This window comes from Roseofilum acuticapitatum BLCC-M154 (genome assembly GCF_030068475.1).
Lineage (GTDB): Bacteria > Cyanobacteriota > Cyanobacteriia > Cyanobacteriales > Desertifilaceae > Roseofilum > Roseofilum acuticapitatum.
The window spans coordinates 45,543-57,677 of record NZ_JAQOSP010000105.1; the positions used below are offsets into that span (position 1 = coordinate 45,543).

9 protein-coding genes and 1 pseudogene are annotated in these 12,135 nt (G+C 43.8%); 7 read left to right on the top strand and 3 right to left on the bottom strand.

What is annotated here, in order from left to right; all coding sequences use genetic code 11:
- Window positions 1-5: 5 nt before the first annotated feature.
- The 6 genes and pseudogenes from PMG71_RS16680 (at window position 6) to PMG71_RS16705 (ending at window position 8,271) form a co-directional block, all read left to right on the top strand.
- On the top strand, window positions 6-2,483 hold the full coding sequence (locus PMG71_RS16680; protein ID WP_283754837.1) for an AAA-like domain-containing protein: 2,478 nt from the start codon (window positions 6-8) through the stop codon (window positions 2,481-2,483).
- 130 nt (window positions 2,484-2,613) lie between these two features.
- Window positions 2,614-2,745, top strand: a pseudogene (locus tag PMG71_RS16685) (DUF2201 family putative metallopeptidase); the annotation flags it as partial.
- Window positions 2,746-2,782: 37 nt separating this feature from the next.
- The gene (locus PMG71_RS16690) at window positions 2,783-3,085 is read left to right on the top strand and encodes a hypothetical protein (RefSeq protein WP_283754839.1); all 303 of its coding nucleotides are present in this window, start codon (window positions 2,783-2,785) and stop codon (window positions 3,083-3,085) included.
- A gap of 201 nt (window positions 3,086-3,286) precedes the next feature.
- Window positions 3,287-4,258 (top strand): helix-turn-helix domain-containing protein, encoded by a 972-nt coding sequence (locus PMG71_RS16695; protein ID WP_283754840.1) that lies wholly within the window; start codon window positions 3,287-3,289, stop codon window positions 4,256-4,258.
- Between the two features lie 267 nt (window positions 4,259-4,525).
- A complete protein-coding gene (locus tag PMG71_RS16700) occupies window positions 4,526-5,386 on the top strand; it encodes a fimbrial biogenesis chaperone (protein WP_283754841.1) in 861 nt (286 codons plus the stop codon).
- Between the two features lie 275 nt (window positions 5,387-5,661).
- Entirely contained in the window at window positions 5,662-8,271 is a 2,610-nt protein-coding gene (locus PMG71_RS16705; protein ID WP_283754842.1) for a carboxypeptidase regulatory-like domain-containing protein, read from the top strand.
- 139 nt (window positions 8,272-8,410) lie between these two features.
- Here PMG71_RS16705 and PMG71_RS16710 read toward each other — a convergent pair whose 3' ends face one another.
- The 3 genes from PMG71_RS16710 to PMG71_RS16720 form a co-directional block, all read right to left on the bottom strand.
- Complete coding sequence (locus PMG71_RS16710; RefSeq protein ID WP_283754843.1) at window positions 8,411-8,830, bottom strand: putative toxin-antitoxin system toxin component, PIN family; 420 nt, start codon at window positions 8,828-8,830, stop codon at window positions 8,411-8,413.
- Complete coding sequence (locus tag PMG71_RS16715; RefSeq protein WP_283754844.1) at window positions 8,823-9,236, bottom strand: helix-turn-helix domain-containing protein; 414 nt, start codon at window positions 9,234-9,236, stop codon at window positions 8,823-8,825. Before PMG71_RS16715 ends, PMG71_RS16710 begins: the two co-directional genes overlap by 8 nt.
- A 274-nt stretch (window positions 9,237-9,510) precedes the next feature.
- The gene (locus PMG71_RS16720; protein WP_283754845.1) at window positions 9,511-10,098 is read right to left on the bottom strand and encodes an RNA polymerase sigma factor; all 588 of its coding nucleotides are present in this window, start codon (window positions 10,096-10,098) and stop codon (window positions 9,511-9,513) included.
- Window positions 10,099-11,814: 1,716 nt separating this feature from the next.
- On the opposite strand from PMG71_RS16720, the gene PMG71_RS16725 reads away from it, so the two are divergent.
- Window positions 11,815-12,135: a hypothetical protein gene (locus PMG71_RS16725; protein ID WP_283754846.1), complete on the top strand. Its 321-nt coding sequence runs from the start codon at window positions 11,815-11,817 to the stop codon at window positions 12,133-12,135.

Genomic DNA, 12,135 nt, shown 5'->3' on the forward strand with positions numbered 1-12,135 from the left:
GAATCATGAACAACATATTTACTAAAATGTATGAATATCAATTTGGCGGCAGTTTGCCGCTAAATTCACCTACTTATGTGGTACGTCAAGCCGATGCAGATCTCTTTCGTGGAGTTCTAGCCGGAGAATTTTGCTATGTTCTCAACTCTCGACAAATGGGTAAATCCTCTTTGCGAGTCCGCACCATTGAGCTATTAAAAAATCGTGGTATTGTTTGTGGTGTGGTCGATTTAACCGCTATTTTTAGCCGCAATATTACCGCCGAAGAATGGTATGCTGCCTTTGCCTATTCAGTCTTGAGTAGTTTTAATTTAGCCGATAAAATCAACTTGCCCAAATGGTGGCGCGATCGCCTCTCTTTTTCTCCCGTCGAGCGGCTGCGTTTATTATTAACTGAAGTCATCCTACATCAGATTCCCCACAATGTGGTGATTTTTGTAGATGAAATTGATAGTGTATTAGGTTTAAAGTTTCCAGTTTATGATTTCTTCGGCTTAATTCGATCTTGCTATAAAAAACGTCAAAAATATCCAGAATACCAACGATTAACTTGGGTTTTATTAGGCGTAGCCAGCCCTTCAGAACTAAGTTCCAACCCTAACTTTAGTCCCTTTGATATGGGTCGAGAAATTCAATTAACCGGATTTCAATTGCAAGATTGTTTAGGATTAGCAGAAGGCTTAGTCATGAAAGCGAGAGATCCACAAAAAGTTTTGAAATCCATTTTAGATTGGACAGGAGGAAAGCCTTTTTTAACACAAAAAATGTGTCATTTAGTCGCTAACAGTGAATCATTTATTGCCCTCAATCAAGAGCAAAATAGGGTTAATCAATTGGTTCATACCAAGATTTTGCAGAATTGGGAAGCTCAAGATGAACCCGAACATCTTAGATCGATTCGCGATCGCCTCTTAGAAAGTCCCAATCGAAAATCCTTATTAGAATTATATTCCCAAATCTTAAATCAAGGGGAAATTCCATCAGAAGAGAGTCCAGAACAAACGGAATTACGATTAAGTGGTTTAGTGGTTAAAGTTCCTTTTGGGCATTACTATGCTCGTCCAGTAATCGGAGTTTATAATAAAATTTATGCCCACACATTTGATCTAAAATGGCTTAAAAATCGACTGGGATATAGCCCTGAAAAATCAATTTATTTAAGTAAAAATCAATATTTATCAGACGAGCAAAAACTTTACGATCATCTCCTTTATTGGGTGCAACAAGAATCGCCATCTATTATGATTCAAAGAGTTCATAAGTTATTTATTGAAGTCATTGGCTATCCAGATATTGAGATTAGTGCTGTTCTGCGACGCTTGATTATTCAAATTTCCGAATCAAGTCAATTCAACAAAATATTAAATCGCTGCTTTTATATTTTGATTAATCACTGGCAAATTCGTGCTTCTTCTAAAATCGCGATTGTGGGTTTAATTGCTCTATTTAATAATCAAAGTCAATATCAATATTGCCATTCTTCTCCCTTACCTAAATATGTTGAAAAACTCAAGACAATGGTGGATGATTTTTGTAAAAGTCATGAATATAAAATGATTGAAAAACTTTTTGTAGAACCGATCATTCATGCCACTGTTAAAGAATTTGAAGAGAGTGAAGATTATCATTTTTTGCGAATATTGATTGAGAATAAATCTAGTGCTAAGTCTCACTCTTCTTCCATTTTCACCTCTCCGCTTAAAACACAAATTTATCGCTATCCCTATCTTTATCGATATTCCCTAGTGGCATCCAATAGTTCTAGGGAACATCAGCAACTGCTGCAAGAAATTCAAGCTGAACGCCAATGGGAATTTGAACTGAGTCTTTCCCAGTATGCGACCTATTTAATTAAAAAAATATCGGGTTTGAATAGTCAAAAGCCCTTGGCTAATCCGACTCTACTGAGTGACCAAGATCTGTATTTAGCCATTAAACAGTTTACGGGTAAAGTTGAGGGAAATTCGAGTTATAAAGATTTAGCGAGAAAGTTTTTAGAGCATACGGAAACTGTGCGTTCTTATCAGGAATTTAAAGAGCAATTCTATAATTATATTATTACTGCAATTGATTCTGACGTTCACTCTCAACATTTTGATTTTAAGTTAAGGCATAAACTTAAAAGTCTCTTGCCAGAACAAGATAACAAAGGGTTTAATTCTCTGTTGCTGAACCAAACTTGCGATAATTTGTTGAAGTTTTTGATTGAAAGTCCAGACGATCCTAAACATTATATTTTTGTGAATTTGATTGCTAATTTGGGAGAATTAAAAACCAGTGCATTACTCCTAAAGATTGTGCTAATTTCAGGTCAAAGTCAATCGAATTTAGGAGAACAATTGTTTCAATGGTTTAATTATTATGAGTCTAAACCTATCGATCAAATTCAATGGTTTATCAATTTTTTGGAAAATATCAATATTGCTTTGGTCATTAACAATGAAACCCTAGATGTGTCGTCCATTCAATCGTATCTTAAATAGTTCTATTTAAACACTTGTCATGACGACGGCAGGGAAGCAATCGCTGCAATTTCCCAAATTGGGGAGATTGCTTCATTCTCCTTGCGCGACCTTCGCAATGACATACTATAACTGATCCAACAGACTTGATATGACTGATGGTTATGGGAACTTTCCTGACTCGGCTCCCGACTATCCAATCTTGTGGGTAGTTACTCCAGGAGGCTTGGATTTAAATCACTTTCCGTTTGGGGAAGCCGTTCGCCTGTTATCCCCTGAATGAGTGGAGTTTTAAGTTAAATGTCAATTTTTGTCAAAGAATGCAACATTCTAGCACGCTGGCTGAAGAGTTTGGCACAGTGGAAGAAGGAAAGGATATCCTGACTCACCTGCGCTTTAGGTGGACTCTTATTGTACATCTCACCATCTTAACCGTTTCGATAACCATGAAGTTTAACTATTACACCTTTTGGCTCCCCCTATGTGCCTATCTTCAACAACCCTTGTTTAACCCAGAGTCTCCCATAGTTTGGAGTCCCCAGCATTTTTGGACTCGCTATCAATTAACCCTTCTGGAGCGATGCTGGGAAAGGAGTCATCAGGAGGGACATCCCCAAGCTTGAGTGCCGAAGGTGTGCAGAGCAAGAGTTGTCGCACTCTAAAGCTTACTGCACCTTCCCCGGCTCTCCATATTGCGTATTGTGTTCTGCTGATGGGGTAATTCTGTATCCGGAGATTCCCGAAAAATTAGGAATAAGTAAGGAGAAATTCCCCAATTTACCCATATTCCCATGGGTGGGATCAGTGTACGGAGATAGCAGACCATGACTAATAGCCCTCAATCTTTAAGTGTTCAAGCTTGTGCCATTTTGGGACTTTCCCCCAAAGAGTTGCGGCAGCTCCTGAGTCAGATGGAAGCGCAACTCCACCATTCTCCGGTCTATCGCCGTACCCTGGAGAGTCTCCACAGTCAGTCAGGAGAGGGGGCAGAAGGGATGCAAATGTTGATTAAGGCTATGGGACGAGAAGCGATTCAGATCGCCTTGCAACACTTGGTTAATGAGTATCAGCGCCAGTTGAGTGAACCTCTACGTCCTTCAACGGCGATCGCCCCGGTAACCACTCCCCAGAGTAGCACTAAACCCAGTACCGCCCATTCCCCAAAAACCGTTCCTGTCAATTCCGGTTTAGCATCATCCACGCAAACCCCTCCACCCCGCCCTCAGAAACTCTCTAAGGTGCAGTTGGCCCAACAGAAAAAGCAACAGGAACGGGAAACGGGTTGGAAAAAAATTGGCGAACAATTACAAAAAGCGCGTTTGGGGCGAAATCTCTCCCTCGATCAACTCCATGCTTTAACCCGTATCCCGATCCATGAACTCAAAGCCTTAGAAACTGGAGATTTCGAGCATCTGCCGGAAGAAATTTACCTCCATGGTTTTGTGCGTCGTCTGAGCATTATTCTCGGTTTAGACAGTCAGCACCTGCTTTCGACCCTCCCAGAACCTGATGTCACCCATTCGGTCATTCCCTCCTGGTCTTCCCTTGCCCACCAAAAAAGTAAAGGATTTTATTTACAACCGGCCCATCTCTATTTAGGCTATACCGCATTAATGGCTAGTGCAGTGGGAGGACTGGCTTGGTTATACGGCGATGCGCCCTCCGGTGCAGCCCAAGAAACCCCCCCAGAAGCACCAGAATTCTCCATTCCTGACTCTGGACAAAAGTCCTATGCTGCTGAGTCTCTCTCTAACTCCGATCTTCCTGCTCCTGAAATGGTCAGCGATCCCCAATAAAGAGGGAAAGCCTGTAGTGCGAGCATCTTGCTCGCTGCCTTTCCCCATCACCCCATCACCCCATCACCCCATCACCCCATCTCCCCATCCCCCCATCCCCCATCTCCCCATCCCCCCATTCTCACTAGGGAAATTCAAAAGCTAGGGAGCGAGACGCTCCCACTCCTTTTTTCAGAATCTCAAACAATATTTCACAAATCAACCGGACAGATCGTCTTATAAGAGGAACCTCATGGACTGATTACCCCTTAAAATTTTTCCTTGGTAATGAAATTCAACTTTCTTAGCCGCATAACCTCTAGTCTCACCAGCCTTGTACTCGCCAACTGTCTATTATTAGGAGCCGCAGCCCGCGCCAATATTTCCATTTCTCCCCTGGTGGTAGAAACCCAAGTGAACCGAGGGCAAGCCACGGGAAGCATCACCGTCTCTAACCTCACATCAGAAGAATTTCGCGCCCGCGTCTACAGCGCCCCATTTACCTATGACGCAGAAGAAGGATTTCAAGTCTTAGACTCTAGCCCTCAAGACTTAAGTCCCTACCTGCAATTTTCTCCGCGAGAACTACAAATTCCAGGGACAGAACAACGTCGCATCCGCTTCATTGCCCGATTTCCTCCCAGTTTACCCGATGGAGAATATCGAGCTATCCTCTTTACCGAAAACCTCAAAGCCACCATTCAAGAAGAAACCGATTCCACGGGGGATATAATTTTTCGGACAACCATCGTGCCCCGAATTGGAGTCGCCGTTTACGTCCGCAAAGGGAATATTTCCCATGAGCTAACCCTCGACAGTGCCCGATATAATCCAGAGTCCAAAACCCTGGACTTACTCGCCATAAACACCGGAAAAGCGAGCGTCATTTTGCAACCGGAATGGACGCTGAAAAAAGAGGGTCGAGAAATAAATCGCGGTCGTAACGAAAGTATCACCGTGATTGCCGAAGGTTCCCGCTATATACCCATAGACTATTCTACCGATCGCGAACAGACTTTGGAACCCGGAGACTATGAACTTTCTGGGCAATTAGGTTGGGGCGTGAATTTCAGTAATAAAATCGACTTTTCTGTAAATTTTACCGTTCCTGCGACTGCTGAATCCAGGATTTTTCCTTCTTCCGAGTGACATTTAGATCCCCCCTAGCCCCCCTTAAAAAGGGGGGAAGAAGAAAGTTCCCCTTAAAAAGGGGGGAAGAAGAAAGTTCCCCTTAAAAGGGGGGGAAGAAGAAAGTTCCCCTTAAAAGGGGGGGACGAAGAAAGTTCCCCTTAAAAGGGGGGGAAGAAGAAAGTTCCCCTTTTTAAGGGGGGAAGAAGAAAGTCCCCCTTTTTAAGGGGGATTTAGGGGGATCAAAATGTCCCATATAAAGCGCAAAAACTGCTGTAAGAGCGCAAAGCAATGTAATGAAAAAGTCCATAAAATTATTCGGGTTAATCAGTTGTTTGCAACTAATTCTTTTAAGTGAATCTATTGGGCTACCGCAAGCAACTCTTGCCGCCACCATGCCCACCACAGCTCTCACAGAAAGCACCCCAAATTCCCAGCCGACTCTGTTTATTGTCGGCTTAACTGTAGGCAGGCGAACCGTTAATGCTGGGGTATTAGTGCGCGGTGAAGTTGACGATACAGAAGCCATTAACTTTGAGGATTGGCTGGTTCCTTATAATGCCATTTTAGAAGCCTTAAACTTTACTTCTGAAGTGGTGGAAGAGGACACCGTTGAATTAAGATCGCCCTTTAAGGTCGTGCAACTGAATCTGAATGACTTACAAACAGACCCCGAATTAGGATTAGTGCTTTCCGTGGGCCAAATGAGAGAACTGTTTGACATTCCCATTGAGTTTGATTGGCGAGAATATGCCATTGTTTTTCAAGTCCCGGAAGTTCGCAACCCTCGGAGAACTCGCCGTCAAGATCGCCAAATTGTTATTGAAGGATTGCCCGAAATTTCTGCTCCTAACTTTAATGTTAGTGGGATACAACAGGAAGTGAACTCAACCGGAATAGGAGAGAATCCGATTAACAACCGAGGGCAATTTTCGGCCGTGGGAACCCTGTTCGATAGCAGTTGGTTTTTGCGCTTGAATCAACGGGACTTTAGCCAAAGCGAAACTTGGCAATTGTCGGAATTACAGTTCCTCAGACAAAGGGATTCCGCCGACTATTATTTGGGGTCACAGCCTACATTTTGGCGCAGTCAAAGTGGGGGAGAGTTTTGGGGATTTACGACTATTCAACGTCGAGGATATAATCCCTTTCCAACTTTGAGAAATAATGGTGGGGCAAATCCGGAGCAACGACTGCAACCGGAGTCGGTGACGGCAACCATAACCGGTCAAGCAAAACCGGGAACGGTTGTGCAATTGGTGAACAATTTGCAGACTGGAGAATTGCTGGCTGAACAAGTTGTGGATGATTCGGGGGTTTATCGGTTTAATGCGGTGAGAGTGGGACGAAATTTTGATACTCAATATTATGTTTTACTCTATCCGAATGGTTCTTTGGCTGAGGAACCGATTATTGAGGAAGCGCGATTTAGTGTATTGCTGGAACAATTGCCCGCAGGTACATCGGCATGGGTGGTTTCTGCGGGGTGGAAGCGTCAGTTAAACGTTGATGAATTTTGGGGCGACTTTACTGATTTTAATGCGGGAGTGACCAGTCGCTGGGGACTCTCGGAGGATTTGACGGTGGGTTTGGGGGCATTTTACGATCTGGGGATGAATGGATTGGCGGAAATTTTTTATCAACCCAAAGGGACTCCATTTATTGCGTCAATCTCTGGTATTCTTGGAGAAGAGACAGATATTGATATTAATCTGGTTTGGGATGGTTATCCGAATTTTCTGGCCAGTTTAAGTAGTGATTTGGAGGATACGCGCTATTCTTTGGATTGGAAATTTTTACCTCAATTGAGATTGATCGCTAATGGTACATTTGGCGATTTTGGTAATTTTGGTCTACAGTATTTTTCGGGTGGCTTAAATTCTTCTACTCTGGCTCGGTTGAATGTGGATACGGAGGGGGAGTTGAGTTGGAATCTAAATCAACAGTTGGGGCGGCTTTATCTGTTTCATCAGGGAAATAAGAGCAGTTCTTTGTCGGATTTGTCTTATCAGTTTACGCCGTCTCATCATGGGGTTTTAAATTATCGGACGTTGCATGGTTCTAGGAATGATTATTTGGTCTCAGCATTCTGGCGCTACAGATCGCCCGATCGCACTTATTTTGGCGAGACCTTGTGGCAAAGTGAGTTAGGCTACCAAGTCGGATCTCAGGGCGGTGGCTTTTATGTCAATGCATCCACCGCCATTTTACCGGGAATTGCCCTAGAGGTGCGCTATGAAGGCATCTCTATAACCTCCGATCGCAGTCAGTTTCGCCTGCAACTGGTGTCGAGTTTAGGGTTGCAACAAGGTATTCGTCCCGGCGATCGCCAATTGGAGCGCTTACGCACCGCAGGCGGCTTGTCGATTCAGCCCTTTTACGATCGCAACAACAACGGCAAACGGGATCGTAATGAAGAGATTTATACCGATTCCTCCGAGTTTCTGATCCTCAATAACCAACTGGTAGAACCCTGGGAAATTGAAGTTAAAGGCGATCGCTTCCTCCTCCCCCTTCCCCCCGCCACCTATCGCCTCGACTTAGAAGCCGCCGGATTTCCCCCCGACTTCCAGCCTTCAGTCAAAAGCTGGGCAGTAGAAGTCGTCGAAGGCAGTTTTACCCCCCTGATGATTCCCTTGCAACCCTCCTATACCCTTGCCGGAGTCGTGACAGATAGCCAAGGTAACCCCATTGCCGGAGCCAGAGTAGAAGCCTTCTCCAGTGACGGTACATCAGCCAGTTTATCCATTACCAACACAGCCGGAGTGTATTATCTAGAACAATTGCGAGAAGGCACATATGAACTTAAGGTCAACGGTGATGGGGCGATCGAACCCAACACCATTACCATCGAGCCGAATTCCGAAACCTTATTGGAATTAAACTTACAGCAGTTGGAGCAGTAATGAGTCGCGAAGGGTTGCCCTCATCCCCCTACCCCCTTCTCCCACGGGAGAAGGGGGAAAAAGTCCCTCTCCCGTGGGAGAGGGATATAGGGAGAGGGCATTATTTCCCTTATCCTCCTGCCCACCCTACGATGATTGGCTACTCTTGGTCTAACAAAACTCGCAAAAACAGCATCGGAGTTAAAACTTGCGTGCCATGGTAATATTTCAGCGACAGCAAATGGTTATCGACAGACACCAAATAATCGGCTTTCGCTTCATAAGCCGCCGCTAAAAATTTATTATCATCTGGGTCAATATCATCAAGGTAAGTGGCTTCATACACTCCAGGAATATGCAGGGCGATCTCTATAATCTCTGTGAGTAAATCTTCAATATCTGCTAAATTAACCTGCTGCCTAATCAACCTTGTAGCAAGTTCTTCAAGCAAAAGTGGAGCCATGACTAAACTAAAACGTCCCTCACGCCATAACGTTAAAATATGCCGAGGACTACTTTGACGGGTTGGACGAAGCATAGCAGCCACAAATACAGAAGTATCAATGACAACTTTAAGCATCAATCTTCATTCCATTTCGAGAAGATTTTGATTGTTCAAGTTCTAATCCAATGCGATCGACAGTTGCCTCAAAATCTGCCCAAATTTCTTCAGCCGGACGCGGTGGCATTGCTGAGGCGATCGCAAATGCCTTGTCAATTAACTCTTTCGCTTGGCGGAGTTCTTCTGCACTTGGGGGAGTGGGATCGACTTCGATGCCTTCCCACTCTAAGAGCAACATATCATTGGGCGTACATTGAAAAAAATTACACAATTTCGCCAGAGTATCAAAGGCGATCGCCTCTGCCAAACCCTTCTCTAATTCCCTGATTTGCTCTAGGTCAATTCCCGTGACTTCGGCAATCTCTTCATTACTAACATTGCCGTAATTTTTCTTGAGTTGAGATAACTGACTTTTGACTTTCATATCATTCCCAAAAATTCCGTTATTCGTTCACTTATTCTACCCTATCGAACTAGGGAACTTCAAAATCCAGGGAGCGAGACGCTCCCACTCCTATGTTTCTCCAGGAGTGCGAGCATCTTGCTCGCTGGCTTTTTCCAATCTTGCTCGCTGGCTTTTTCCAATCTTGCTCGCGGCCTTTCTTCCCCATCACCCCATCACCCCATCTCCCCATCCCCCCATCACCCCATCTCCCCATCACCCCATCACCCCATTCCCCCATCTCCCCATCTCCCCATCAATCCAGAAAATACATCCTCAACTTTTCAGTCAACATCAAGCGTCCCTCAGAAACCCGCTTGCGGACATTCGTATAGGAAAGCTCCTGCTTTTCAGCAATCTCTTTATAGGACAGCGCCCCATAGTAATGTAAAATAAACGTCTCCCGAATGCGATCGGGTAAACTTTGGATCGCCTTTTCGATCATTTTCCGCGCTTCAGCTTCTTCCATACTCATATTTCTATGCTCTTGCATCGGGGATAAAATGCGGGATTCATCCAATCGATCGAAGGATACTATCTTATTCTTGCTCCGATTTTTTTTACGCTGCATATCAATACAGACATGATGAGTTATTTTATACAAATAAGACTTAAAATTAGATATATTTTCCGGATTATCACCCATTTTTTTCCATGCTTTCAACATAGATTCAGAGAGGGCATCCTCCGCATCCATCACATTACCGCCCATCCATTTTAGGCAACAATAATAGAGAAAATCTCGATGTTTTTTCCATTCTCGCCAAAACCAAATGTGTTTTTTTTTACACGGCTTTCCGGAGTGGGGGCGATCGCCGCAATTAACAGGTGAATTCTCTAACATTTTCATCATTCATCACAAGATTAACAGTATTCACGTAGTAAAAAACCCCTGATCTAATTGTATTTATCTTTATCAAAGATGCTATAAAAAGTATCCTGTCCCCATAAATGTGGTTTTCACCTCATTTACTCTGATTAAAAGAGCCGTAGAGAGAAAAATCATCACACACTTTTGCGAATGGATTACGGTTATTATTGCTAAACCTATCACGTCAACATCAGAGTCGCCTTGATTTAGATCACACTTGTGATGACAGTTACAATAACCTTTCTCCAAATTAATAAGTTCTTCGCATCCATGGGATAGGAAGATGGGGGGTATAGGGATATAGGGGGATCAATGTGTATCTCATCAACTTGAGTGGTAGGGTGTGTTAGGCGCTCGATTGATTATTAATATCAGCCAAAATTTCCCATAGCGCCGTAACGCACCCAATCCATCTCGAAGCCGGTCGTCCAGTGGTCATTGGTATTTTGCATAAAGGCTCAACTCAGTTCGTAGTAAGCACTTTAGTAGATTGTAGGTGCCCTGCGCTGTCGCTAACGCACCCTACTGTCGTGACTAAAATAGGGCAATAGGTTGCCCGGAGTGCGTTAGGGAAAACAACAGCGAGCAAGATGCTCGCACTACAATCGATTGCTATCAACATTTGCCCTCATCCCCCTACCCCTTTCTCCCACGGGAGAGGGATATTCCTGCGGACATGAAAGGGAGAGGGCAAAAAAGGCATTAACTCAAAAATTTCACAAATTCACCCCCACAAACGTCTTAAAGATAGAACACCCTAACCATAGATATAAAAATCTCAACCATGAACACTATCCGTTTTGCCCTCGCAAGTGCCCTGGCAATCCTCAGCGCTGTAGCCTTTGCTCCCAAAGCCCAAGCCCAAAACAGCGTACCCGTCAACTTCAATGGGACTGTGACCAGCTCCTGCACGTTTACTAACGTTGGCAATGGTACATTGCAGCAGCCCAGTGCTACGGCTGAATACCTGATGGCTGAACTTGTATCTAACACTGGTCAAATAGGGTCTCTAACAGTCAACTGTACAGGCCCTAGCAATCTCTCTATCAGCCCCCCAGTGAAACTTCAGGCTCCGCATGGGTTCAACCCCGATATTGTTCAAGCTGTTTTATACAACGACACAGGGTCTGAGACTACAACCAATGGCAATGGCCAGTTTAGCAACAGTTCTCCGTGGAATAGCTCTACAACACCAATATCTGCTACTAATAACAGTACTTATAGGGTCGGTATGGTTGTGGGCAAAAATGCCAATGCCAATGGCTTACCTTCCGGGACTTACGTTTATCAAGTCACCGTGACTGCGACTCCTAACTAGCCTCTCTTGTAGGGGCGAAAAATTTTTCGCCCCTACAAAAACAACTCACTGTTAACCAAAACTGACGTTAACTACAAAAATTCAGTGGTAGTGCCGTGACAACCCTAAAATGGTGGGTTACGGCGGATTGATAGATTGCTGTCAGAGTCTAGGTTTTAGCCGCCTAACCCACCCTACGCTAATGCACATTTTTAGCTGTGTCAAGGCAGTAGGGTGTGTTAGGCGCTCGATTGATTATTAATATCAGCCAAAATTTCCCATAGCGCCGTAACGCACCCAATCCATCTACAAAAATTCAGAAATCGAATTTAGAAATCGTCTTCAGAGTAGAGAAGCAAAAGCCCGACAACAGGGCAAACCCCTGTAAAAACATGCTCGATCTAAAAAACTGGATCAAACAAAGTACCATGAGTCCCACCTGGTACACCATACTCATCACCTATATTGTTCTATTCTTCGTGATGGGATATATCACCTTCTTTCACAATAATGACTTCATCACTAACCCCGAAAACTTCGACAAAATAATTAAAGAATACGATCGCGAAGAAAAGCAACTCTTGGTTAAAGAATTACTCCAAGATGATGCCAATAATTTTAAGGAACAAAATACCATCAGCTCCCAAGCTTTTTATATCGTCTTGGGAGCAATTGTCTCATTTTTATCTTCTACATTAATCTCTAAAAAGTAA

Excerpts from the sequence above, each read along its gene's own strand:
- PMG71_RS16680 (WP_283754837.1), top strand. The coding sequence starts at position 6 with ATGAACAACATATTTACTAAAATGTATGAATATCAATTTGGCGGCAGT.
- PMG71_RS16710 (WP_283754843.1), bottom strand. The coding sequence starts at position 8,830 with ATGCTTAAAGTTGTCATTGATACTTCTGTATTTGTGGCTGCTATGCTT.
- PMG71_RS16720 (WP_283754845.1), bottom strand. The coding sequence starts at position 10,098 with ATGTTAGAGAATTCACCTGTTAATTGCGGCGATCGCCCCCACTCCGGA.
- PMG71_RS16705 (WP_283754842.1), top strand. The coding sequence starts at position 5,662 with ATGAAAAAGTCCATAAAATTATTCGGGTTAATCAGTTGTTTGCAACTA.
- PMG71_RS16725 (WP_283754846.1), top strand. The coding sequence starts at position 11,815 with ATGCTCGATCTAAAAAACTGGATCAAACAAAGTACCATGAGTCCCACC.
- PMG71_RS16715 (WP_283754844.1), bottom strand. The coding sequence starts at position 9,236 with ATGAAAGTCAAAAGTCAGTTATCTCAACTCAAGAAAAATTACGGCAAT.
- PMG71_RS16690 (WP_283754839.1), top strand. The coding sequence starts at position 2,783 with ATGCAACATTCTAGCACGCTGGCTGAAGAGTTTGGCACAGTGGAAGAA.
- PMG71_RS16700 (WP_283754841.1), top strand. The coding sequence starts at position 4,526 with ATGAAATTCAACTTTCTTAGCCGCATAACCTCTAGTCTCACCAGCCTT.
- PMG71_RS16695 (WP_283754840.1), top strand. The coding sequence starts at position 3,287 with ATGACTAATAGCCCTCAATCTTTAAGTGTTCAAGCTTGTGCCATTTTG.